At 68.3% G+C, this 23,286-nt stretch carries 22 protein-coding genes; 11 read left to right on the top strand and 11 right to left on the bottom strand.

Annotation, left to right across the window (positions count from 1 at the left end):
• Nucleotides 1–242 precede the first annotated feature (242 nt).
• The gene (locus AC4OR5_RS19105; protein WP_003089872.1) at nt 243–1,244 is read left to right on the top strand and encodes an AraC family transcriptional regulator; all 1,002 of its coding nucleotides are present in this window, start codon (nt 243–245) and stop codon (nt 1,242–1,244) included.
• Nucleotides 1,245–1,252: 8 nt separating this feature from the next.
• On the opposite strand, the gene AC4OR5_RS19100 is transcribed toward AC4OR5_RS19105, so the two are convergent.
• Nucleotides 1,253–2,125 (bottom strand): LysR family transcriptional regulator, encoded by an 873-nt coding sequence (locus AC4OR5_RS19100; protein WP_003089870.1) that lies wholly within the window; start codon nt 2,123–2,125, stop codon nt 1,253–1,255.
• A gap of 161 nt (nt 2,126–2,286) precedes the next feature.
• On the opposite strand from AC4OR5_RS19100, the gene AC4OR5_RS19095 reads away from it, so the two are divergent.
• The 3 genes from AC4OR5_RS19095 to catA are packed head-to-tail and all read left to right on the top strand — an operon-like array spanning nt 2,287 to nt 4,707.
• A complete protein-coding gene (locus AC4OR5_RS19095) occupies nt 2,287–3,408 on the top strand; it encodes a muconate cycloisomerase family protein (protein WP_003139111.1) in 1,122 nt (373 codons plus the stop codon).
• 31 nt (nt 3,409–3,439) lie between these two features.
• Nucleotides 3,440–3,730, top strand: coding sequence for a muconolactone Delta-isomerase (gene catC, locus AC4OR5_RS19090; RefSeq protein ID WP_003089864.1), 291 nt, complete (start codon nt 3,440–3,442; stop codon nt 3,728–3,730).
• Nucleotides 3,731–3,774: 44 nt separating this feature from the next.
• Complete coding sequence (gene catA / locus AC4OR5_RS19085) at nt 3,775–4,707, top strand: catechol 1,2-dioxygenase (RefSeq protein ID WP_058160304.1); 933 nt, start codon at nt 3,775–3,777, stop codon at nt 4,705–4,707.
• Between the two features lie 157 nt (nt 4,708–4,864).
• Here catA and AC4OR5_RS19080 read toward each other — a convergent pair whose 3' ends face one another.
• Nucleotides 4,865–5,083: a hypothetical protein gene (locus tag AC4OR5_RS19080; RefSeq protein WP_003089862.1), complete on the bottom strand. Its 219-nt coding sequence runs from the start codon at nt 5,081–5,083 to the stop codon at nt 4,865–4,867.
• A gap of 362 nt (nt 5,084–5,445) precedes the next feature.
• Between AC4OR5_RS19080 and AC4OR5_RS19075 the strand changes: the two genes are divergently transcribed.
• Nucleotides 5,446–6,792 (top strand): OprD family porin, encoded by a 1,347-nt coding sequence (locus AC4OR5_RS19075; protein WP_022580469.1) that lies wholly within the window; start codon nt 5,446–5,448, stop codon nt 6,790–6,792.
• A 251-nt stretch (nt 6,793–7,043) separates the two neighbouring features.
• Nucleotides 7,044–7,661, top strand: a complete 618-nt coding sequence (locus AC4OR5_RS19070) for an immunity protein Imm33 domain-containing protein (RefSeq protein WP_003089860.1) — start codon at nt 7,044–7,046, stop codon at nt 7,659–7,661.
• 3 nt (nt 7,662–7,664) lie between these two features.
• On the opposite strand, the gene AC4OR5_RS19065 is transcribed toward AC4OR5_RS19070, so the two are convergent.
• Complete coding sequence (locus tag AC4OR5_RS19065; RefSeq protein WP_058160305.1) at nt 7,665–8,918, bottom strand: SMI1/KNR4 family protein; 1,254 nt, start codon at nt 8,916–8,918, stop codon at nt 7,665–7,667.
• 117 nt (nt 8,919–9,035) lie between these two features.
• Between AC4OR5_RS19065 and AC4OR5_RS19060 the strand changes: the two genes are divergently transcribed.
• Nucleotides 9,036–10,376, top strand: a complete 1,341-nt coding sequence (locus AC4OR5_RS19060; protein ID WP_015502838.1) for a leucine-rich repeat-containing protein kinase family protein — start codon at nt 9,036–9,038, stop codon at nt 10,374–10,376.
• A gap of 103 nt (nt 10,377–10,479) precedes the next feature.
• Nucleotides 10,480–10,647 (top strand): hypothetical protein, encoded by a 168-nt coding sequence (locus AC4OR5_RS19055; RefSeq protein WP_003089849.1) that lies wholly within the window; start codon nt 10,480–10,482, stop codon nt 10,645–10,647.
• A 43-nt stretch (nt 10,648–10,690) separates the two neighbouring features.
• On the opposite strand, the gene AC4OR5_RS19050 is transcribed toward AC4OR5_RS19055, so the two are convergent.
• Genes AC4OR5_RS19050 through AC4OR5_RS19040 form a run of 3 tightly spaced genes read right to left on the bottom strand, consistent with a single transcriptional unit; the run spans nt 10,691 to nt 13,019 of the window.
• Nucleotides 10,691–11,917 carry a CynX/NimT family MFS transporter gene (locus AC4OR5_RS19050; protein ID WP_058160306.1) on the bottom strand — a complete coding sequence of 409 codons (1,227 nt, stop codon included), beginning with the start codon at nt 11,915–11,917 and terminating at the stop codon, nt 10,691–10,693.
• Nucleotides 11,914–12,369, bottom strand: a complete 456-nt coding sequence (locus AC4OR5_RS19045) for a nucleoside deaminase (RefSeq protein WP_023106585.1) — start codon at nt 12,367–12,369, stop codon at nt 11,914–11,916. The genes AC4OR5_RS19050 and AC4OR5_RS19045 overlap by 4 nt, the downstream gene beginning before the upstream one ends.
• Nucleotides 12,370–12,386: 17 nt before the next feature.
• Nucleotides 12,387–13,019, bottom strand: coding sequence for an ankyrin repeat domain-containing protein (locus AC4OR5_RS19040; protein WP_003109549.1), 633 nt, complete (start codon nt 13,017–13,019; stop codon nt 12,387–12,389).
• 127 nt (nt 13,020–13,146) lie between these two features.
• On the opposite strand from AC4OR5_RS19040, the gene AC4OR5_RS19035 reads away from it, so the two are divergent.
• Nucleotides 13,147–14,025 (top strand): LysR substrate-binding domain-containing protein, encoded by an 879-nt coding sequence (locus AC4OR5_RS19035; protein WP_003089840.1) that lies wholly within the window; start codon nt 13,147–13,149, stop codon nt 14,023–14,025.
• A 58-nt stretch (nt 14,026–14,083) separates the two neighbouring features.
• Nucleotides 14,084–14,599, top strand: coding sequence for a DinB family protein (locus AC4OR5_RS19030; protein ID WP_031692884.1), 516 nt, complete (start codon nt 14,084–14,086; stop codon nt 14,597–14,599).
• Between the two features lie 158 nt (nt 14,600–14,757).
• Here the strand turns inward: AC4OR5_RS19030 and oprN are convergent, their stop codons facing one another.
• The 4 genes from oprN to mexT all read right to left on the bottom strand — a co-directional run bounded on the left by oprN (nt 14,758) and on the right by mexT (nt 21,772).
• Entirely contained in the window at nt 14,758–16,176 is a 1,419-nt protein-coding gene (gene oprN, locus AC4OR5_RS19025; RefSeq protein ID WP_058160307.1) for a multidrug efflux RND transporter outer membrane subunit OprN, read from the bottom strand.
• Nucleotides 16,173–19,361 (bottom strand): multidrug efflux RND transporter permease subunit MexF, encoded by a 3,189-nt coding sequence (gene mexF / locus AC4OR5_RS19020; protein ID WP_022580472.1) that lies wholly within the window; start codon nt 19,359–19,361, stop codon nt 16,173–16,175. Before mexF ends, oprN begins: the two co-directional genes overlap by 4 nt.
• Nucleotides 19,362–19,382: 21 nt before the next feature.
• Nucleotides 19,383–20,627 (bottom strand): multidrug efflux RND transporter periplasmic adaptor subunit MexE, encoded by a 1,245-nt coding sequence (mexE, locus tag AC4OR5_RS19015; RefSeq protein ID WP_031636099.1) that lies wholly within the window; start codon nt 20,625–20,627, stop codon nt 19,383–19,385.
• A gap of 230 nt (nt 20,628–20,857) precedes the next feature.
• Nucleotides 20,858–21,772: a multidrug efflux system transcriptional regulator MexT gene (gene mexT, locus AC4OR5_RS19010; RefSeq protein WP_491952835.1), complete on the bottom strand. Its 915-nt coding sequence runs from the start codon at nt 21,770–21,772 to the stop codon at nt 20,858–20,860.
• Nucleotides 21,773–21,992: 220 nt separating this feature from the next.
• Here mexT and mexS point away from each other — a divergent pair, with 220 nt between their 5' ends.
• A complete protein-coding gene (gene mexS / locus AC4OR5_RS19005; protein WP_116271258.1) occupies nt 21,993–23,012 on the top strand; it encodes an oxidoreductase MexS in 1,020 nt (339 codons plus the stop codon).
• A 139-nt stretch (nt 23,013–23,151) separates the two neighbouring features.
• On the opposite strand, the gene AC4OR5_RS19000 is transcribed toward mexS, so the two are convergent.
• On the bottom strand, nt 23,152–23,286 hold a 135-nt coding region (locus AC4OR5_RS19000; protein WP_170870959.1), incomplete at its 5' end, for a hypothetical protein.

Genomic DNA, 23,286 nt, shown 5'->3' with positions numbered 1-23,286 from the left:
AGTCGACGATGCGCATCCCGAAAATGTGCGGCCGCCGAGGAGCGGCCGAGGGCCTCGCGGAGGGCTCGTTCCGGGTTCGAGCGGCGCTTGCGGCGGACGCTTTGTCCGGAAAGTCGGCGAACGCTATCCGGATAGTGGAGGATGCGGGGAGTCGGCCTTGCGCCGGCACATGCCTTGCATTTTGCTGAAAACAGAGCGCCAGCAGAGCGCACCCCCAGCCTTGCCGTGTCGAGTGCCGAACCATGATGAGGAGCCATCCCGTCGCCGATCGTGGCGATCTCCATGCCGACCACCTGGACCTGGCCGCCGCCCGTTCCTGGATGTCGAAGGTCTGCGGGCCGCACCGGCTCGAAGCGGCGAGCCCGGGACTGGTGCAGTTCCAGCACCACGGCAACGTGCTGAAGTCGATGTGCACCACCCTCGGCTACATCGGCTACGGCACCGACGTCACCATCACCGTCGAGGATGCCGCGGCGTTCAACGCCTACAGCCTGAGCCTGCCGCTCAGCGGCGAGCAGGAGCTGTGCCGGGGCGGGCTGCGCCTGCTCTCCGACGTCCGCCGCGGGGTGATCATCGCGCCCAACGAGCGCCAGGAGCTGAGCATCGCCGGGGACTGCCGCAAGTTGCAGGTGGTGATCGGCCGCACGGCGATGCGCAAGGTCCTGGAGGAGATGTTGCAGCGGCCGATCGATACGCCCTTGCGCTTCGATCCGGAGATGGATGCCCTGGACGGCGCCTCGGCGTCCTGGTGGCGCACCGTGCGGCACATCAGCGAGGAGATGGCGCGCAGCGAACTCTACGCCCAGGCGTTTTTCAGCAGCGACCTGGAACGCGCGCTGATCAAGGGACTGATCCTGGCCCAGCCGAACAACTACAGCGAGGCCCTGCAGCAGGGCCTTGGCGGGCGCCCGCCGCACTACCTGCTGCGCGCTCGCGAGTTTCTCCAGGCCAACGCCCGCGAGACCCTGAGCCTGGAGGACGTGGAACGCGCCGCCGGGGTCTCGCGGTTCAAGCTGTTCGAGGGCTTCCGTCGCTACTTCGGGGTATCGCCGATGAGCTACCTGAAGCACTACCGACTCGCCGCGGTGCGCGAGGAGATCCTCGCCAGCGGCGGCGCCCGCAGCATCTCGACGATCGCCCTGGGCTGGGGCTTCAGCCACCTCGGACGCTTCTCCGTGGACTACCGCAAGCGCTTCGAGGAAACCCCGAGCATGACCCAGCGCCGCGCCGCGCGGCGCTCCTGAGAGGGCACTCAGGCGTCCTCGCGGCCGATCAGCGCCAGGCAGCGCCGCAGGTGCGGGGAGCCGTCGCCCTGGCGCCGGCTGACGATGATCGGCGAGGTCAGGGAGGCGTCGGCCAGGGCCTGGTAGGCGACGTCGTCGCGGTGCTGCAACTGCACCGAGGCCGGCACCAGGGTCGCACCGAGTCCGGCGGCGACCAGGCCGATGGCGGTCTGCATCTCGTTGGCCCATTGCGTCACGCGCAGGCTCAGGCCGTGGGTGGCGAACAACGCCAGCACGTGGTCGGCGTAGCTCGGCCGCGGCTGGCCGGGGTAGAGCACGAACGGCTCGCGCGACAGGCGCTCCAGGCTCAGCGGCTGGCCGAGCAACGGGTGGCCGGCGGGCAGGGCGGCGACCAGCGGCTCTTCGCTGAGCACGCTCTGGCGGATCGCCGGGTCGTCGATGCGGATGCGTCCGAAACCGATGTCGATGCGCCCGCTCTTCAGCGCCTCGACCTGTTGCAGGGTGGTCATCTCCAGCAGGCCCAGCTCCAGCTCCGGGTCGCCGCGCAGGTGGCGGATCAGCTCCGGCAGCACGCCATACAGCGCCGAGGGCACGAAGCCGATGCCGAACCACTGGCGCTGGCCCTGGCCGATCCGCCGGGTGCTGTCGCAGATGCTCTCCAGTTGGTCCAGGAGCGTCGCGCTCTGTTCGTGGAAGAAGCGCCCGGCTTCGGTCAGGCGCAGCGGCCGGCCGCGCTCCAGCAGGGCCACCCCGAGCATTTCCTCGAGTTGCTGGATCTGCCGGCTCAGCGGTGGCTGGGCGATGTGCAGTTGCTCGGCGGCGCGGGTGAAGTTGAGGGTCCGGGCCAGCGCCTGGAAGTAGCGCAGGTGACGAAGCTCCATGATACCTCCAGGGTATGGTTCGAGAGGAAGATGATATTGGACCCCAGTGAAGAAGGCGATGGATGCTTGGCCGAAACGACGGCGAAACCTGCTCGGTATCGAGCGAGCCTTGAGCGGCGAACCGTCGAAAACCCGACCGCAACCCTGGTGGACCCCCGAGAATGAGCCAAGCCGTGATCCAAAGCCTCGAGTCGATCATCGTCGACCTGCCGACCATCCGCCCGCACAAGCTGGCCATGCACACCATGAACCGGCAGACCCTGGTGATCCTCCGCCTGCGTTGCAGCGACGGCATCGAGGGCCTCGGCGAAGCCACCACCATCGGTGGCCTGGCCTACGGCAGCGAGAGCCCGGAGAGCATCAAGAGCAATCTCGACGCGCATTTCGCCCCGTTGCTGCTGGGCCAGCCGGCGGACAACGTGAATGCCGCGATGCAGCGCCTGGACCGGCATATCAGGGGCAACACCTTCGCCCGCTCGGCGGTCGAGACCGCCTTGCTCGACGCCCATGGCAAGCGCCTCGGCCTGGCCGTCAGCGAACTGCTCGGCGGCCGCCTGCACGACAGCCTGGAGGTGGCCTGGACCCTGGCCAGCGGCGACACCGGCCGCGACATCGAGGAAGCCGAGCGGATGCTCGACCTGCGCCGCCACCGGCACTTCAAGCTGAAGATCGGCGCCGGTGAGGTGGATGCCGACGTGGCCCACGCGATCGCCATCAAGCGCGCCCTTGGCGAGCGCGCCAGCGTGCGGGTGGACGTCAACCAGGCCTGGGACGAAGGCGTTGCCCAGCGTGCCTGCGCGACGCTCGGCGACAACGGCATCGCCCTGATCGAACAGCCCATCGCCCGCCACAACCGCATCGGCCTGGCGCGCCTGAGCAGCCGCGGCGGCGCGCCGATCATGGCCGACGAGGCCATCGAGAGCGTCGAGGATGCCTTCCACCTGGCTCGCGAGGGCGCCGCCCCGGTGTTCGCCCTGAAGATCGCCAAGAACGGCGGACCGCGCGCGGTGCTGCGTAGCGCGGCGATCGCCGAGGCGGCCGGGATCGGCCTGTACGGCGGGACCATGCTCGAGGGCGGCATCGGCACCCTGGCCGCCGCCCACGCCTTCGTCACCCTCGACCGCCTGGCCTGGCACAGCGAACTGTTCGGCCCGTTGTTGCTGACCGAGGACATCCTCCTCGAGTCGCCGCGCTACCAGGATTTCCACTTGCACGTGCCGCGTGCGCCGGGTCTCGGCCTGGCGCTCGACGAGGAGCGCCTGGCGCGCTTCCGCCGGCGCTGAAGCCATTCCGCAGACAGAGGAGAAACGACCGATGCTGTTCCACGTGAAGATGACCGTGAAGTTGCCCGTCGACATGGACCCGCAACAGGCCGAGCGGCTCAAGGCCGAGGAGAAGGAAATGGCCCAGCGCCTCCAGCGCGAGGGCAGCTGGCGGCACCTCTGGCGAATCGCCGGGCACTACGCCAACTACAGCCTGTTCGACCTGCCCAGCGTCGAGGCGCTGCACGACACCCTGACCCGGCTGCCGCTGTTTCCCTACATGGACATCGAGATCGACGGGCTTTGCCGGCATCCCTCGTCGATCCATGCCGACGACCGCTGAGATTCCCTTCCCACGCCCGACAACAACAAGCAGAGGCAAACGCCATGACCGTGAAGATTTCCCAGACTGCCGACGTCCAGCGCTTCTTCGAAGAGGCCAGCGGCCAGCTCAACGAACGCGGCGATCCGCGCACCAAGACCCTGGTGCGGCGCATCCTCGACGACACGGCGAAGTTGATCGAAGAGATGCAGGTCACGCCCGACGAATTCTGGAAAGCGGTGGACTACCTGAACCGCCTGGGCAGCCGCCAGGAGGCCGGCCTGCTGGCCGCCGGGCTGGGCCTGGAGCATTACCTGGACCTGCTGCTCGACGCCCAGGACGCCGAGGCCGGCCTCACCGGCGGCACGCCGCGCACCATCGAAGGGCCGCTGTACGTCGCCGGCGCGCCGCTGAGCGACGGCGAGGCACGGATGGACGACGGCCGCGACCCCGGCACCGTGATGTTCCTCCAGGGCCGCGTCAGCGGTCCCGACGGCCAGCCGCTGGCCGGAGCCATCGTCGACGTCTGGCACGCCAATACCCAAGGCACCTATTCCTACTTCGACAGCAGTCAGTCCGAATACAACCTGCGCCGGCGCATCCGCACCGACGCCGACGGCCGCTACCGTGCGCGCAGCATCGTGCCCTCCGGCTACGGTTGCCCGAGCGACGGCCCGACCCAGGAGCTGCTCGACCGCCTCGGCCGCCACGGCCAGCGGCCGGCGCACATCCACTTCTTCGTCTCGGCGCCCGGCCATCGCCACCTGACCACCCAGATCAACCTGGCGGGCGACCGCTACCTGTGGGACGACTTCGCCTATGCCACCCGCGATGGGCTGATCGGCGACCTGCGCTTCAACGACGACCCCGCCGCGGCCCGCGACCGCGGCGTGGAGGGCGGACGCTTCGCCGAACTGGATTTCGACTTCCAGCTCCAGGCCAGCCCGGCACCCGCCGCCGAGCGCCGCAGCCAGCGGCCGCGGGCATTGCAGGGGTAAGGCGGGGAGCGGGGAGGGCGGCTGGTCGCTGGCGACCATGCCGCCTTCTTCCGCCAGGCGCGACGGCGGATAAAAAAAGGCGCCATGACTGGCGCCTCAGGACTTGTCCAAAGGAGCAACCCAAAAAGGACAAGTGTATTGCTCGGTGAAAGGCTGCTCAGCCGTTGCCGTTCTTGCGCTCGGCGCATTTGCTGCGGTCGGTCTTCTGCGCTTGCGCTTCCAGTTGTTGCTTCTGCAGGCGCTTCTCGCGCAGTTCTTTCTGCGCGGCGCGGAATTCGGCGTTGTACTGCCAGGAGCGTTCGCTGCCGTCCTGGGCCTGGGCAGTGGCGGCGCCGGTCGCCAGCAGGGCGGCCAGCAGCATCGGGATGATCTTCATGGCAAACCTCTCGGGTTGGCTCGTCGCCGGGGCGAGGTATTCGTCCCGTTTGAGCAAAGAGTAAGAGCGGACGGATTACCCGAGGGTGAGTGGAAAATTACGTTTCCGATAACTTCGGCGATGCTCCGTTGCATGGCGAAGGAGTCTGCGCGAAGCGCATTAAGTGCGAGTTAAGATTGCGGAAAAGTAATCCCCGCCTCATGTCTGCGTCATTTCCCCGGTTCCAGAATCAGCCCCACGGTCAATGCCGGTTGCGGCAGGACTGCGCGGGGGCGCGATCGACCAGAAGTTCACGCACAGCCAGCGTCGCAAGGCATGGCCGCAGAAGAAAAACAGACATGAACCGATCTGGAGCAATCGCCATGCAAGGGGATGGAAAGAAACGACTGTGGACGCTTCCACTGCTGCTGGGCGCTGGAGTGATGGCCTCGGCCGTCGCCGAGGAGAACGCCGAGCGGAGCAAGGAAGGTTTCATCGAGGGCAGCGAGGTCAACCTGCTGCTGCGCAACTTCTACTTCAACCGCGACTTCCGCAAGGGCCAATCGAGCCCGGCGGGCGGCGGCTACACCGAGGAATGGGTGCAGGGCTTCATGGCCAACTTCTCCTCGGGCTTCACCCAGGGCACGCTGGGCGTCGGCATCGACGCCTTCGCCCAGCTCGGCGTGCGCCTGGACAGCGGCGGCGGGCGTTCCGGCGCCGGCGGTAGCGTCGACCTGCTGCCCTATGACGACCAGGGGCGGCCGCAGGACGACTATTCGCGAGCCGGCGGCGCGGTCAAGCTGCGCTGGTACGGCACCGTGCTGCGGGTCGGCGACGTGTTCCCGGAAACCCCGGTGATCCAGTACGGCAACAGCCGGCTGTTCCCCTCCAGCTTCCGCGGCTTCACCCTGGTCAACGACAGCCTGGCGAAGGGCCTGACCCTGCAGGCCGGCAAGCTGAACTCGATGACCCAGCCGAACAGCACCAGCGGCAGCGACGACTTCTACAGCTTCTACACCGGCCGGCGCATCGACTCGCCGTGGGTCGCCTACGCCGGCGGCGACTACCAGGCCACCGAGCACTGGAGCGTCAGCCTCTACGGCAGCCGCCAGAAGGACGCCTGGGACCAGTACTACGCCGGCACCAGCTTCAACTATCCGCTGGACGACAAGCTGTCCCTGCTCGGCGGCGCCAACTACTACAAGGTCAAGGACCAGGGCAGGCAGGTGATGGGCGAACTCGACAACGACATCTGGAGCGTGCGCGGCGGCTTCGCCTACGGCCCGCACCAGGTGCTGCTGTCGTACCAGCGCAACAACGGCGACGACGACTTCGACTACCTGCGCCAGACCGACTCCATCTACCTGGACAACTCGATCCAGTACAGCGACTTCAACTCGCCCAAGGAACGCTCGCTGATGCTCCGCTACGACCTCGACATGGCCGCCTTCGGCGTGCCGGGGCTGAGCTTCATGACCCGCTATGGCAAGGGCTGGGACGCCGATTATTCGAATGCCAACAGCGTCTACATGCGCACCGACGCCAACGGCAACCCGCTGACCAACCAGGGCCGCTGGGAACGCGACGTGGAGGTCAAGTACGTGGTGCAGGGCGGCGCGGCCAAGGACCTGGCGTTCCGCGTGCGCCAGGCCACGGTGCGCTCCGACAGCTTCGAGTCGGACCTCGACGAAGTCCGCCTGATCGTCGAATACCCGCTGCAAGTCCTCTGAAGGCGCGCCGCCGCCCCGTCCGGGGCGGCGCTCTGCGACAGCCCGTTGCTGGCGGCTGCGCGGCGGCGCTGCTACTTTCCTCTGGGTAGGCGGGCCGAAGGGCGGTTCCTGGCCGGGCATGGCTTCGGCCTGCCGGTGGGCGCCGCGACCCGAACCTCGGCCACGCCATTCCACCCATGCCGCCCGGGCACCGGCGTGCCCGTGGCAGCCCAGGCTACGGGCGCCGCGTAGCCAGCCAAGCGGGAGTCGACATGGCCTCGTGGACCTTGGTGGACGCCAGCGCGATCGCTGTCCGCCATCCCTACACCTTCTACAAACCGGACGCGGAGACCATCGACCGGGTCGCCGCCGGGGAAAGCGTCAAGCTGATCTTCGCCTTCGATACCGACAACCCCGATGCGCCGCGCGCCGAGCGGCTCTGGGTGACGGTCGAGGGCATCGAGGCGGATGGCGCCTTCAGCGGCCGCCTGGACAACTATCCGCAATACATCCGCGACCTGTCGCTGGGCGAGCGCATCGTCTTCGAGGCGCGGCACATCATCAACACCGAGCACGACCCGCGGGAAACGCCGATCTCGCGCTATGCCCGGCGCTGCTTCGTGACGCGCCGGGTGATAGACGAGGGGAAGGCGGTCGGCTACCTCTACCGCGAGGCGCCGGAAGAGGAAAACGACAGCGGCTGGCGGCTGATGGCCGGCGACGAGTCGGACGACTACATGAATACCGCCGGGACCACCGCCTACGTCAGCCTGGGCTCGGTGCTGAACGCCGACGACAGCATCCTGCCGCTGCTCGACGCGCCGCCGGGACGGGCGTTCGAGCGACTGGCCGACGGTTCCTTCATCGAGGTGCAGGGACCGGAGGGTTGAGCCTCAGCCAGGCAGCTCGGCGAGGAAGCGCTCCAGGCGCTCGGCCAGGGCCAGGTAGTCGTCGGGACTGCGGTTGCTGCCCATCTTTCCCGACCTGACCCGCCTGGCGTCGCTGCGCTCGCGCTCGGCGCGGCTGGCGAGGGCCAGGCGCAGGGCGCTGGCCCGCGCCGGCGACTCCTCCAGCAGCGGTCGCGCCATGATCCGCGCGGCGTCGGCGTCGCCGTATTGCAGGGCGAGGAGCACCGTATTCGGCTCGGAGATCGCGCCGAGCCGCAACAGGCGTTCGGCCAGGAGCGCATCGAGGTGCGCGGCGCCAATCTGCAGGCTGTCCTGGTGCACCGCGACGCCCTGGTCGAGCAGCCATCCGGCGGCCTCCAGGCGCCCGCGGGCGAGGCAGGCCTCCAGCACGCCGCCGCGTCCGCGCAAGGTTTCGGCGAAGTCGCAGCCGGCATCGCGCAGGCGTTGCAGCAGGTCGATGTCGCCGTCTTGCGCAGCTTCGGCCAGGGCCAGTTGACGCAGCCTTGGCTCGGCGGCCAGGCTGCCGTCGGCGAGGGCCGGCCGCCAGTCGAGGATGCGCTGGCGCAGCAGGACTTCCAGGCGGCCCTTCAGCGCCTTGCCGGGCTCCCCGGCGGCCTCCAGGGCGTCCAGCGCTTCCAGCAGCTCGTCGGCCACGCCGCAGGCGTTCTCGGCGTCGAACGGGTCCTGTTCGAAGGACAGCAGGCGGAACAGCCCGCCGACGTCGTCGGCCAGGCGCGTCAGCGAATCCTGGTGCAGGCGTCCGGCCCAGGCCGGCGGCAGGCCGTGGCTCCAGGCGATTACCGCGCCATACTCGGGGCCGGGTTCGACGCAGACGTAGAGCCGCTCCAGATACTCGAAGCCACCGAACGGCAGGTAGGCCAGCTTGCCGTTCCAGTCGCAGCCTTCTTCTGCCGCGGCTTCCGCCGCCAGCTCGCGCTCGTGTTCGATCCAGCCCCAGAGGTCGTGGTAGCCGTCGCTGTCCGGATAGAACAGTTCGCTGAAAGAGAACGGGTGGCGGTGGCCGTCGTAGTCGACTTCCAGGTCATAGCCGAGGCGCCCGCCGAAACAGGTGCGCCAGAGGCGTAGCAGGTCTTCTGGAATCGGTCCGGCCAGGCCTTCGGCAAGACGCTGGACGTGTTCGGCGGACACCGGCGGTTGGGCGTCGTATACCACGCAGCCGTCGAACACGGCCAGGCGATGGGCCAGCAGGAGTTGGCGTTCGGCGGGGGAGAGTTCCATTCTCTGTGGTCCTGTCGATTCGGGGCGGCCACTCTAGCACGGCGAGGGTGCGCGTTCCGCAACGCCTTGGCTATCATGCGCGGCTTTCCATCCGCCCTGGCCGGAGTCCGTCGAACCATGCACACCTTGCAGCAACTGCGCAGCGGCGAACTGGCCGGCGCCACGCGCCTGGACCTGTCCTGCGGCCTGCGCGAGTTCCCCCGGGAAATCTTCGAACTGGCCGACTCCCTGGAGGTGCTCAACCTCAGCGGCAACGCCCTGGACAGCCTGCCGGACGACCTCGGCCGGCTGCATCGTCTCAAGGTGCTGTTCTGTTCCGCCAACGACTTCGCCGAATTGCCGGCGGCGGTGGGCGACTGTCCGGCGCTGAGCATGGTCGGCTTCAAGTCCAACCGCATCGAGCGGGTGCCGGCCGCAGCCCTGCCGCCAGCGCTGCGCTGGCTGATCCTCACCGACAACCGGATTGCCACGCTGCCCGAGGAACTGGGCCGCCGGCCGTTGCAGAAGCTGATGTTGGCCGGCAACCGCCTGGAGGCCTTGCCCGAGAGCATGGCCGCTTGCGAAGGCCTGGAACTGCTGCGGATCGCCGCCAACCGTTTCCAGCGCCTGCCGGCCTGGCTGGCGACGCTGCCGCGCCTGGCCTGGCTGGCCTACGCCGGCAACCCGTTGTGCCGCCTGCCGGCGCTGGCCGACAGCGGCATCGCCGCGCTGGACTGGAGCGAGCTGAGCCTGGAAGGGCTGATCGGCGAAGGAGCCTCCGGGGTCATCCATCGCGCCGGCTGGCGCCAGCCGGACGGCTCGACGCGCACGGTGGCGCTGAAGCTGTTCAAGGGCGAAGTGACCAGCGATGGCACCCCTGCCAGCGAGATGGCCGCCTGCCTGGCGGCGGGGCGCCATGCGCAATTGATCGAGGTGCTCGGCCGGCTCGCCGGGCATCCGCAAGGGCGCGACGGGCTGGTGCTGGAGCTGCTCGACGACGCCTATCGCAACCTGGCGGGGCCGCCGAGCCTGGAGTCCTGTACCCGCGACGTCTATCCGCCGGGACTGCGCTTCGAGCTGGCCACGGCGCTGCGCCTGGCGGCCTCGCTCGCCGGGTTGATGGCCCATCTGCATGGACGCGGCATCAGCCATGGCGACTTCTATGCGCATAACATCCTCTGGCGCGAGGAGGGTGCCTGCCTGCTCGGCGATTTCGGCGCCGCGTCCTTCCTCCCGGACGACGCCGTGCTCGCCGGCGCCCTGAGGCGCCTGGAAGTGCGTGCCTTCGCCTGCCTGCTGGAAGAGTTGCTCGAGCGCAGCGAGGCGCTGCCGGGGCAGGCCTCGCTACGTGCGGCGCTGGTCGAGTTGCAGCGACGTTGCGCGCTGCCACGGGTGAGCGAGCGGCCGGACTTCGGCGAGATCCAGGCGATCTTGCGCGACCTTGCCGCTCGCAGCCAGGCGTTTCCTCAAGTTCGATGAATTTGCCCGAGATTGACCGCAGGCTGATAAATATCAACGCAGTTCTAGCGGGCTTGGAGCTAGACTGACAAGTATGTCAGGAACGCGGCCAACGAGGGTAAACATGGATTCCTACGGCGTCACTTTCGCAATCATCGTGCTGGGCATGCTCTTCATCGGCACGGGTTTCACCAAGCGCGACACGCCGTTCGGCCTGTTCCTCATGTGGGTCGGGGTGATCTGCATGCTGGCCATCATCAGCTACCGCATCTATATCGCCACCCATTACTGAAGCGCCACCCGCGCCCGCAATGGCGGGCGCGGAGGTCCGCCGCTCAGTCGCGCGTATCGCCCATGGCCCGGGCATAGCCGGACGGGGCGAAGCGCAGGGTCACCAGCAACATCGCCACCACGCTCGCCGCGAGCAGCAGCCAGGAGGCCTGGAAGCTGCCGGTGGCGTCGCGCAGCCAGCCGGTCAGGTAGGGCACGATGCCTGTGATGATGAAGCCGATGCCTTGCACGAAGGCCGCCAGGCTTCCCGCCGCACGCGGCTCGTGGAGGTGGTCGAGGGTCAGGGTCAGGCTGAGGGCGAAGCAGGCGCCCAGGCCGTAGCCGATCAGCGCCACCCACAGTGCCGCGTGCTGCAGCGGCATCAGCAGCAGGCCGCAGAAGCCGCCGAGCTGGACCAGCAGCGCGGCCAGCAGCCAGGGCCGGCGGTCGAGGCTGCGGCGAATCAGCAGCGGCACGCTGAGCGCGGCGAGCACCTGGAAGATGGTCATGATCCCGACCAGCCCGCCGCTGTCCTGGGCGCTCCAGCCGAGCTGGCGGTAGTACACCGGCAACCAGGCCACCATGCTGGTGTAGCCGCCGTTGATCAACCCGAAATACACCGCCAGCAGCCAGCCACGGCGATTGCCGAAGAAGTGCCGGACCGGCCCCTCGCCAGCGCTCGGCAGCACCTCCCTTGGCCGCGCGAACATCCACAGCAGCAGCGCCAGCAGGGCCGGTACGGCCCAGGCGCCGAGGCCGGCCTGCCAGTTGGAGAAGTGTTCGGCGATCCGCGGGCTGAGCACCGCCGCGGTTCCGCCGCCGGCCATCAGCGAGGCCGAGTAGAGGCCCATCGCCGCCGGGACCCGCCTCGGGAACCAGCGCTTGACCACGCCCGGTACCAGCGCCTGGATGATCGCTACGCCGCTGCCGGCCAGCGCGGCGCTGGCGATCAGCGCCAGCCCGCTATCCAGTTCCAGGCGCCAGAGGCAGGCCGCGGCGATGGCCAGCAGTCCGCAGACGATGCCGCGGTGTTCGGCCAGCCAGCGCCCGAGCCAGGGCAGCAACAGCGCCACCAGGCCCATGCAGAGCACCGGCAACACCGTCAGCAGCGACGCACCCTGGAAGCCGAGACCGGTGCCGGCGGTGATTTCCTCGAGCAGCGGGCCGATGCCGGTGAGGATCGGTCGCAGGTTGATGCCGAGGCAGAAGATCACCAGCAGGCCGACCCAACTGACCTCCGCCGCGCCGACGCCGGTGGCGGCCTGGCCGCCGGAAGGGATTCGCGCGCTCATGCCTGGCGTTGCCGCCATTGCCGGTACAGACCCTCTTCGCCGGCAGGACGCAGGGCGCGTAGCGGCAGGCTCTGCCGCTGTGGCGGGCGCGCCATCTCGGCGTAGAGCGTGGCCGTGGACAGGCCGAACGCTTCGCCGTCCTCGTTGGAATAGGCGAACCAGGCCGCCTGGATGCCGCAGAGATGCATGGCGGCCAGGCACATCGGGCAGGGATGGCCGCTGGCGTAGATCACGCAACCGTCCAGGCGCGGGCTGCCGAGCACCCGGCTGGCCTGGCGGATCGCCTGCAGCTCGGCGTGGGCGCTGGGATCGTGGGTCTCGTGGATCTGGTTGACGCCGCGGGCCAGGACCCGCCCGTCGCGCACCAGCACGGCGCCGAACGGGCGGCCGCCGGCCTCGACGTTGGCGCGGGCGAGGGCGATGGCCTCGCGCATGAAGGTTTCATCGGACATGTCTTTCTCCTTCGCTTTCATTGGGCGCCGGCGGCCAGCAGCAACCGCTCGATCCCGCCCTGGCCGCGCTGGCGGGCGTGGGCCAGCGGGCTGACGCCGTCGGCATCGGCCAGGTTGACGTCGGCGCCGGCGTCGATCAGCAGGCGCACGATCTCCTGGTGGCGCGGACCGCCGTCGCTGAGCAGGATCGCCTCGAGCAGCCCGGTCCAGCCGAGCTTGTTGACATGGTTGGGATCGACCCCGGCTTGCAGCAGCGTCTTCACCACTTCCACATGGCCGCGTTCGCAGGCCGGGATCAGCGCGGTGCCGCCATAGCGGTTGGTACTCTTCAGGTCGGCGCCGTGGAGCAGGGTCAGGCGCAGGATTTCCAGGCGGCCCTCGGCGCCGGCCAGCAGATACGGACTGTCGAGCCGGCTGTTCTGCCGGTTGACGTCGGCGCCGGCCTCGATCAACTGGCGCGCCACCGCCAGGTGGTCGTTGGCGGTGGCCAGCAGCAGCGGGGTGCTGCCGTCGGCGCTGGGCGCGTCGACCTCGACCTTGCGTTCGAGCAGGCTGGCGACCTGCGCGGTATCGCCGCGACGCGCGGCTTCGAGCAATGCTCCGGCGTCGCTCGCGCCGGCGCCTCCGCTGAATGCTGCGCAGACCAGCATGGCTCCGCTCCTGCATAGATTGGCCAGGGACATGTCGATGGGCTCCGATAGGCGTTGGCGAAAAGTATGGCGTCGATGTCATGTATGCTGAAATTAAATGATGGAATGCCTTTCAGTGGGAGTGTGCATGCTCGATCTGGTCCTGCTCCGTACCTTCGTCAGCGTTGTCGATACCGGCAACTTCACCCGCGCCGGCGAACACCTGCACCTGACCCAGTCCACCGTCAGCCAGCAGGTCATCCGCCTCGAACAGAACCTCGGTTGCCGCCTGCTCGACCGCAGCCAGCGGCAGGTTTTGCCGACCGAGGAAGGCGAGCGCCTGCTTGGCTACGCGCGGCGCCTGCTGCGGCTCTCGGACGAGGCCAGCGAGGCCCTCAGCCCGGCCCATGGCGACGGCGTGCTGCGCCTCGGCGTGCCGGAAGACCTCGCCGGCGAAGTGCTGATGCCGGTGCTGACGCGCTTCACCGAAGAGCGTCCGCGACTGCGCCTGGAGGTCGAGAGCGGTCTCAGCCATCACCTGCTGCGCCTCTACCGCAGCGGCGAGCTGGACCTGCTGCTGGTCAAGCAGTGGGGGGCCGACAGCGACTGCCATGCGCGCTGGGCCGAGCCGCTGGGCTGGTTCGGCAGCGCCGCGCGGCCGTTCGGCGAGGGTTCGCCGGAGGAGCCGGTGCCGCTGGTGGTGTTCCCGGTCGGCGCGCTGTATCGCCAGGAGATGATCCATGCCCTGGAGAGCATCGGGCGTCGCTGGCGCATCGGCTATTCCAGCGCCAGCCTGGCCAGCCTGGTGGCCGCGGTCGGCGCCGGACTGGGGGTCAGCCTGCTGCCGCTGGGCTGCGTCGGGCCCGAGCATCGCCTGCTTGGCGCGCAGGCCGGCTTCCCGCCCATCGCTGGCCTGGAGCTGGCGCTCTACGCGCGGCCCGAGCTGGACAGCGCCGGGCGCACTCTCCGCGACCGCCTGCGCGACCTCTGCGATGCACGCCTGGAAGGGTTGCAGGGCGAGCGCTGAGCGCTGCCTCCGGGCTATGATCCGGCTCCCTCAGCGAATGGACACGGAAGCCCGCCACATGTCCCGACCCACCCTGCAAGTCGACCTGCTGGTCGAGTCCTTCAACTACAAGGCCTGGTCCGACCGCCGCACCCTCGATGCCATCGCCCGGATCGACGCCGAGGCGTTCCCGGCCTCGCTGGCCTTCGCCTTGCAACAGCTCAATCACATGGCGATCGTCGAGGAACTGTTCAGGGCGCGCCTGCTGGGCGAGCCGGCGCCCCACCAACAGACCAACAGCGAGGTGGTGCCTGGCTACGACGTCCTGCGTCACCGGCTGGAGGATTCGGCCGCCTGGTTCGCCGGCTATGTCGCCGAGCTGCCGCTGGAGCGTCGCGGCGAATGGCTGCGCTTCCGCTTCGCCGATGGCCGCGACGGCGGCATGACGCGCCAGGAGATCCTCTTCCATATCGTCAACCATGGCACCTACCATCGCGGCGCCATCGGTCATGCCCTCGACCTGGCGGGCGCGCCCCGGCCGGCGGATACCTACACCCTGTATATCCACTCCGCGCAGCCGGAGCGGCGGGAATAGCCCGCGGCAATGGCCGCCGAGCCTCTACGCCATCGCCGAGAAACGACGTGGGGCTCGACCGAGCGTCCGCCCCGCGCGGCGCATAAAAAAGCCCCGCGACCAGGAGCTGCAATCGCGGGGCTGGAGTGGCCGATTTCCATCGGCCGGGGATAGCCGGTTCAGGCGCTGGGTTGCCAGCCACCGCCGAGGGAGCGGTAGATCGCCACGATGCCGCGGTACAGCTCGACCTCGGCCTGGGCCTGGGCATCTTCGGCGGAGAGTTGCTCGCGTTCGGCGTCCAGCAGCACCAGGAAGTCGGTGGTGCCTTCGCGGTAGCGGATCGCCGCCTGTTGCGCGGCGGCGCGGCTGGATTCCGACTGGCGGACCAGCGAGACCAGGCGCTCCTGGCGCTTGCCGTAGTCGCTGAAGGCATTCGCCGATTCTTCCAGGGCCAGCAGCACCTGCTGTTCGTAGCTGGCCAGCGCGGCGTCGGCGTCGGCCTTGGCGCCGCGCAGGCGGGCACGCACGCTGCCGAGGTCGAAGGCGGCCCAGCTGATGCTCGGGCCGACGCTCCAGGCGCGTGCAGCGCTCGAGCCGATCTGCGAGCCCCGCCCGGCGGTGAAGCCGAGGAAGCCGCTGAGGCTGACCCGCGGGAACAGGTCGGCGGTGGCCACGCCGACGTCGGCGGTGCTGGCGGCCAGGCGCCGTTCGGCGGCGCGGATGTCCGGCCGGCGGCGCAGCAGTTCGCCGGGATCGCCGATCGGCAGGGCCTTGGTGATCGCCGGCAGGTCGCGCGGCGAAAGGTCCACCGTCAACTCTTCCGGCCGTTGGCCGAGGAGGGTGGCGATACGGTGCCTGGCGCGCTCGGCTTCCGCCTGCAGTTGCGGCACGCTGGCGGCGGTGGCCGCCAGGCGCGCATCGGCGCGCAGTACGTCGAGTTCGGCACCGACCCCGGCGTCGCGCAGTTGCTCGGTGAGCTGGCGCGACTCCTTCTGGTTCTCCAGGTTGCTCAGGGCAATCTTCTCGCGCAGTTGCGCGCCGCGCAGCTGGCCGTAGGCGTCCACCAGCTCGGCGATCAGGCTGACCTGCAGTTGTTGCAGGTCGGCCTCAGCCGCTTCGCTGAGGGCGTCGCTGGATTCCAGCTGGCGGCGGATGCGCCCGAACAGGTCGAGTTCCCAGGCGCTATCCAGGCCAAGGTCGTAGCGCTCGCTGTTGACCCGGTCCTCGGTCACTCCCGGTTGCTGGCCCTTGCCGATGTCGGCGCTGGCGCGGCTGGTGACCACCGGGAAGCGATCGTTGGCCACGTCGTCGCGCAGGGCGCGGGCGGCGCGCAGGCGGGCGAAGGCCACGCGCAGGTCGCGGTTGCCGCTCAGCGACTGCTCGACCAGTTGGTTCAGGGTCGGATCGTCGAACTGTTTCCACCACAGGCTTTCGAAGCGGCTGCGGTCGTAGGGCTTGCTCGCCGTGGCGTCGATCTTCGCCGCCGCGGTGTCGGGGGTCCGGTAGTCCGGACCCACCGCGCAGGCGCTGAGCGCCAGCAGACTGAACAGACCCAGGGCGGGCGCGAGCCCGCTCCGGATCGACTGCGCGTGAATCATGCATGCACCTCTGGCAGGCCTTTGTCGTTGGCGGCGCGGCGCGCTTCGCGGTTCTCCACGAAGCGGCGGATGAGGACGTAGAACACCGGCGTCAGCAGCAGGCCGAAGAAGGTCACCCCGATCATCCCGGAGAACACCGCCACGCCCATCGCATGGCGCATCTCGGCGCCGGCGCCGGTGGAGATCACCAGCGGCACCACGCCCATGATGAAGGCGATGGACGTCATCAGGATCGGCCGCAGGCGCAGGCGGCAGGCTTCCAGCACCGCGGCGACGCGGTCCATGCCTTCCTCCTGCTTGTCCTTGGCGAACTCGACGATCAGGATCGCGTTCTTGCACGCCAGCCCCACCAGAACGATCAGGCCGATCTGGGTGAAGATGTTGTTGTCGCTGCCGGCCAGGATCACCCCGGTGATCGCCGACAGCAGGGTCATCGGCACGATCAGGATCACCGCCAGCGGCAGGCTCCAGCTCTCGTACTGGGCGGCCAGCACGAGGAAGGCCAGCAGCACGCAGAGCGGGAAGACGAACAGCGCGGTATTGCCGGCGAGAATCTGCTGGTAGGTCAGCTCGGTCCACTCGTAGGTCATGCCGTTGGGCAGTTCCTCCTTCAGCAGCTTCTCGATCGCCGCCTGCGCCTGGCCGGAGCTGTAGCCCGCGGCCGGGGCGCCGTTGAGTTCGGCGGTGATGAAGCCGTTGTAGTGCATCACACGGTCCGGACCGGAGGTGTCGCTGACCTTGATGAAGGACGCCAGCGGGACCATCTCGCCGAGGTTGTTGCGCACCTTCAGCTGGCCGATCTGCTCGGGTTCGAGGCGGAACTGCTGCTCGGCCTGGACGTTGACCTGGTAGGTACGGCCGAAGCGGTTGAAGTCGTTCGCGTACAGCGAGCCGAGGTAGACCTGCAGGGTGTCGAAGATGTCGCTGATCGCCACGCCGTGGGTCTTGGCCTTCTCGCGGTCGATGTCGGCGTCGATCTGCGGCACGTTGACCTGGTAGCTGGAGAACACCGAGCTGGGTTCCAGCTCAGGCAGCGCACGGGCCTTGGTGATGATGTTCTGGGTCTGCTTGAACAGCTCCTCGTAGCCCTGGTTGCCACGGTCCTCGATCTGCAGGCGGAAGCCGCCGATGGTCCCCAGCCCCTGTACCGGCGGCGGCGGGAAGATCGCGATGTAGGCGTCCTGGATCTCGGCGTACTTGGCGTTCAGCGCGGCGGCGATGGCCCCGGCCGACTGGCTCGGGTCCTTGCGCTCGTCGAACGGCTTCAGCGGGGTGAACACGATGCCGCTGTTCGGGCTGTTGGTGAAGCCGTTGATCGACAGGCCGGGGAAGGCCACCGAGTCCGCCACGCCGGGCTGCGCCAGGGCGATCTCGGACATCTGCTTGATCACCGCCTCGGTACGGTCCAGGCTGGCCGCGTCGGGCAACTGGGCGAAGGCCACCAGGTACTGCTTGTCCTGCTGCGGGACGAAACCGGTCGGCGTGCTGGAGAAGCCGAAGTAGGTCAGCACCATCAGCCCGCCGTAGACCAGCAGGGCGATCGAGCTGCCGCGCAGGACCCGGTTCACCGTGCCGACGTAGCCATGGCTGGCGCGGTCGAAGAAACGGTTGAACGGACGGAACAGCCAACTGCCGAGGAGCTTGTCGAGGAACACCGAGAAGCGGTCCTTCGGCTCGTGGTGGCCCTTGAGCAGGACCGCCGCCAGCGCCGGCGACAGGGTCAGCGAGTTGAACGCCGAGATCACCGTGGAGATCGCGATGGTCAGGGCGAACTGGCGGTAGAACTGCCCGGTGAGGCCGGAGATGAACGCGGTCGGGATGAACACCGCGCAGAGCACCAGCGCCGTGGCGATGATCGGCCCGGTCACCTCGCGCATGGCACGCTTGGTGGCTTCCACCGGCTTGAGGCCGAGGCCGATGTTGCGCTCGACGTTCTCCACCACCACGATGGCGTCGTCCACCACGATGCCGATGGCCAGCACCAGGCCGAACAGCGACAGCGCGTTGAGCGAGAAGCCGAGCATGTGCATCACCGCGAAGGTGCCGATCAGCGACACCGGCACCGCGGCCAGCGGGATGATCGAGGCGCGCCAGGTCTGCAGGAACAGGATCACCACCAGCACCACCAGCACCAGGGCTTCGAACAGGGTGTGCACCACCGCCTCGATGGAGCCGCGGACGAAGATGGTCGGGTCGTAGACGATGGAGTAGTCCATGCCCTGCGGGAAGCTGTGCTTCAGCTCGGCCATCTTCTCCCGCACCAGGTTGGAGATCTCGATGGCGTTCGAGCCGGGACGCTGGAAGATCGGGATCGCCACCGCCGGCTTGTTGTTCAGCAGCGAGCGCAGGGCGTACTGGTTGGAGCCCAGCTCGACCCGGGCGATGTCGCGCAGGCGGGTGATCTCGCCGTTGGCGCCGGCGCGGATGATGATGTTCTCGAACTCTTCCTCGGTGACCAGGCGACCCTGGGTGTTGATCGACAACTGGAAGCTGGTGGCGCTCGGCGCCGGCGGCGCGCCCAGGGTGCCGGCGGCGACCTGGCGGTTCTGCTCGCGGATGGCGTTGACCACGTCGGTGGCGGTGAGGTTGCGCGAGGCGACCTTGTTCGGGTCCAGCCAGACCCGCAGCGAATAGTCGCCGAGGCCGAACAGCTGGACGTCGCCGACGCCGTCGAGGCGGGCCAGTTCGTCCTTCACGTTGAGCACCGCGTAGTTCGACAGGTAGAGCATGTCGTAGCGGTTATCCGGCGAGGTCAGGTGCACGACCATGGTCAGGTCGGGCGAGGCCTTGTCGACGGTGATGCCGAGCCGGGTCACTTCTTCCGGGAGCTTCGGCTCGGTCCGGGTGACGCGGTTCTGCACCTGCACCTGGGCGTTGTCCAGGTCGGTGCCGAGGGCGAAGGTGATGGTCAGGGTCAGCTTGCCGTCGGAGGTCGACTGGGAGGACATGTAGAGCATGTTCTCCACCCCGGTGATCGCCTGTTCCAGGGGAGAGGCGACGGTCTCGCCGATGACTTTCGGGTTGGCGCCGGGGAAGTTGGCGCGGACCACGACGGTCGGCGGCACCACTTCCGGGTATTCGCTGATGGGTAGCTGGAACAGGGAGATCGCGCCGCCGATCAGGATCAGCAGCGACAGCACCGCGGCGAAGATCGGCCGCTGGATGAAGAATTGGGAGAAATTCATCGGTTCTTCCTATCGCCGCGCTCAGCCGCGCGGCTCGTTGCGAGTGGCGTTGTCCTTGGACGCCGCCACCTTCGGTGGTTCGCTGTCGCCGACCGACTGCCGCAGGCGCGCGAGGGTGGCCAGGGTGTCGGCGCTGGCCATCTCGACCTTCTGCGGTTCCACCTGCATGCCCGGGCGGACCCGCTGCAGGCCATTCACGACGATCCGCTCGCCCTTGCTCAGGCCGCTGCGGACGATGCGCAGGCCCTCCAGCTTCGGTCCCATCTCGACGGTGCGGTAGACGGTCTTGTTGTCGCCATCCAGGACCAGTACGAACTTCTTGCCCAGGTCGGTGCCGACCGCTTCGTCCTTGATCAGGGTGGCGGCGTAGGTCTTGCTGCCGACCAGCTTCAGGCGCACATAGAGGCCCGGGGTGAACTCGCCCTTGGCGTTGTCGAACACGGCGCGGCCGCGGATGGTGCCGGTACGCGGGTTGACCTGGTTGTCGAGGAAGTCCAGCCGGCCCAGGTGCGGGTTGCCGTCCTCGCTGCTCAGGCCGAGGTACACCGGGCTCTCGCTGCGCGTGTCGCGACCGGCCTGGCGGGCCAGCTCGACGTACTTGAGGAACACGCGTTCGTCGGCGTCGAAGTAGGCGTAGACCTTGTCGGTGCTGACCAGGGTGGTGAGCAGGGTCTCCCCGGAGTTGACCAGGTTGCCGGCGGTGACCTCGGCGCGGCTGACGCGACCGTCGATCGGCGCGGTGATCCGGGTGAAGCTCAGGTTCAGGCGCGCCGCGTCCAGTTGCGCCTGGGTCGCGGCGACCGCCGCCTTGGCTTCCTGGGCGGCGGTGGTGCGGGCGTCGGCGAGTTCCGCGGAGATCGCGTTGCTGGCGCGCAGGCGTTCGCCGCGCTGGGCTTCGTTGACGCTCCGCGCCTGGGCCGCGCGGGCCTGTTGCAGCTGGGCTTCGAGGCGCTTGACCTCAGCCTCGAACGGGCGCGGGTCGATCTGGAACAGCAGGTCGCCTTTCTTCACCAGGGCGCCTTCATGGAAGGCCACGCGGTCGATGTAGCCCGATACCCGCGGGCGCAGCTCCACCGATTCCGGGGCTTCCAGGCGGCCGGTGAATTCGTCCCACTCGTTCAGCGGTTGTTCGATGACTTCGGCGACGCTGACCTTGGGCGCCGCCATGCCTTGGGTGGTTTCCGGGGCCTTGCCGCAGGCGCTCAGGACCAGTACGGCCGCGAGTGCGAGGGGGTAGCGCCAGGAGAAGTGGGATGACTGTTCCATGCTTGACTCCGCCAGTCGGTTTTTCGGGATTGGCGAAGTCTGCGGGCTGCTCCGGCAGGGAACTAATCGAACGATGAGATTTTGATTATCACGAACAGTGATACATGGTTTTTCGTTTTCTGTAACAGTCGATGGTTATGGACAGTGCTTTCGATGGAATAAGCCACAGGCTCGCGGTGCGCGATCGATTTCCCCGTTGCGACGCCTCGTGCAGGTAGCCGCCGGAGGGCTCAGAGACTGTCCGGATCGCCGATGAACATGCTGATCCGCGAGCGCAGCCAGCGTTCCGCCGGGTCGTTGTCCTGGGCGCCGCGCCAGGCCATCGACAGTTCGAAGGCGCGGGTCTCGAACGGCGGGTCCTCGGCGCGCAGGCCGCCGGCGGCGATCAGCGCCTGGGCGGCGTAGTCGGGCACGGTGGCGATGATGTCGGTGCCGGCGAGGAGGGTGCCGAGGCCGTTGAACTGCGGCACCGCCAGGACCACCTTGCGCTTGCGGCCGAATTTCTCCAGTTCCTCGTCGACGAAGCCGCTGAGGTCGCCGGCGAAGGACACCAGCGCGTGCGGTCGCGCGCAGTAGTCGTCGAGGGTCAGCTGGCCGGGCGCGGAGTCGGCGCGGAGGATCTTCGGCTTGCTGCGGCGCACGGTCTTGCGCTTGGCGTTGGCCGGCAGTTCGTCGGTGTAGCTGACGCCCACCGAGATCTCCCCCGAGGCCAGCAGGTTCGGCATCAATAGATAGTTGGCGCGGCGCACGACGAGGACGATCCCCGGCGCCTCCGCGCGCAGGCGGCGGAGCAGGGGCGGCAACAGGCCGAACTCGACGTCGTCGGAAAGGCCGATGCGGAACACCGCGGTGCTGGTCGCCGGATCGAACTCGCTGGCGCGGCTCATGGCGGTGGAGATGGAGTCCAGCGCCGGCGACAGGTGGGCGAAGATTTCCTGGGCTCGCGCGGTGGGCTCCATGCTGCGTCCGGTACGGACGAACAGCGGGTCGTCGAACAGCGTGCGCAGGCGCGACAGCGCGGCACTGATGGCCGGCTGGCGGAGGAACAGTTTCTCTGCGGCGCGGGTCACGCTGCGTTCGTGCATCAGAGTCTCGAACACGATCAGCAGGTTCAGATCGACGCGGCGCAGGTCGTTTCGGTTCATGGCGTTCCTCGTTTCCAGGGGCTAGAGGCTGCAACCGCGGGGGCTCGCCGTCAAGCCTTGCGTGCGAGACGGGGCGGGGCCTGGCGAGGTGCCGGAGGGGCATAGGATCACTGACAGGCATAGCCATTATCAATAACGACGGGTGGTTTTGTCAGGCATGGGCGGATACAGTCACAACCCATGAGGTTATTCACCCCGTGATGCACTGCAGAGGTTTGCGATGTCCCGAGTGATCCGTTTTCATCAGTTTGGCCCGCCAGAGGTCCTCAAATGCGAAGAGCTGCCGACCCCGGCGCCGGCCGCAGGGGAAGTCCTGGTGCGTGTCCAGGCGATCGGCGTGAGCTGGAAGGATGTGCTCTGGCGTCAGAACCTGGCCCCGGAGCAGGCTGCGCTGCCGTCCGGTCTCGGCTTCGAGCTGGCCGGCGAGGTGCTGGCGGTCGGCGCCGGCGTCGGCGACCTGCCGCTGGGTTCCCGCGTGGCCAGTTTCCCCGCCCATACCCCCGATCATTATCCGGCCTATGGCGACGTGGTGCTGACGCCACGCGCGGCCCTGGCGGTCTACCCCGAGGTACTCACCCCGGTGGAGGCCAGCGTCTACTACACCGGCCTGCTGGTGGCCTATTTCGGCCTGGTCGACCTGGCCGGGTTGAAGGCTGGGCAGACCGTGCTGATCACCGAGGCGGCGCGCATGTACGGGCCGGTCTCGATCCAGTTGGCCAAGGCTCTCGGCGCGCGGGTGATCGCTTCCACCAAGTCCGCCGAGGAGCGCGAGTTCCTCCGCGAGCAGGGCGCCGACAAGGTGGTGGTGACCGACGAGCAGGACCTGGTCCTGGAAGTCGAGCGCTTCACCGAGGGCAAGGGCGTCAACGTCATCCTCGACGAACTGGGCGGCCCGCAGATGACCCTGCTCGGCGATGTCTCCGCCACCCGCGGCAAGCTGGTGCTGTATGGCTGCAACGGCGGCAACGAGTCGGCGTTCCCGGCCTGCGCCGCGTTCAAGAAGCACCTGCAGTTCTATCGCCACTGCCTGATGGATTTCACCGGTCATCCGGAGATGGGCCTGGAACGCAACGACGAGTCGGTGAGCAAGGCCCTCGCGCACATCGAGCAACTGACCCGCGATCGCCTGCTCAAACCGGTGGTCGACCGGGTATTCGAGTTCGACCAGGTGGTCGAGGCGCACCGCTACATGGAAACCTGTCCGAAGCGCGGCCGGGTGGTGATCCACGTCGCCGATTGAGGACCACCCGCAGCGAAAGAGCCCGGCCATCGAGCCGGGCTTTTTCGTGGGGGGCAGAGGTCTCTGGGCTCTGGTCGCCAGCGCGTTAGGAGAGCAAAGGGACAGTTCGACTCTTCTTGAAAATATCTGTAATCCGGCTTCAGATCATTTGAAGCCCCAGGCGACCGAGGCTCGCCGCCAGTCGCAGGCGCGAGGTCTGCCAGTTGCCGAGGGCGCGGATGTGCTGGTCCTCGGCGCTGGCGTAGGCGGTCAGGGCGTTGAGCAGCTCGATCAT

It is taken from the genome of Pseudomonas sp. YA1, assembly GCF_058680555.1.
This window is presented reverse-complemented; position numbering and strand designations above follow the sequence as displayed.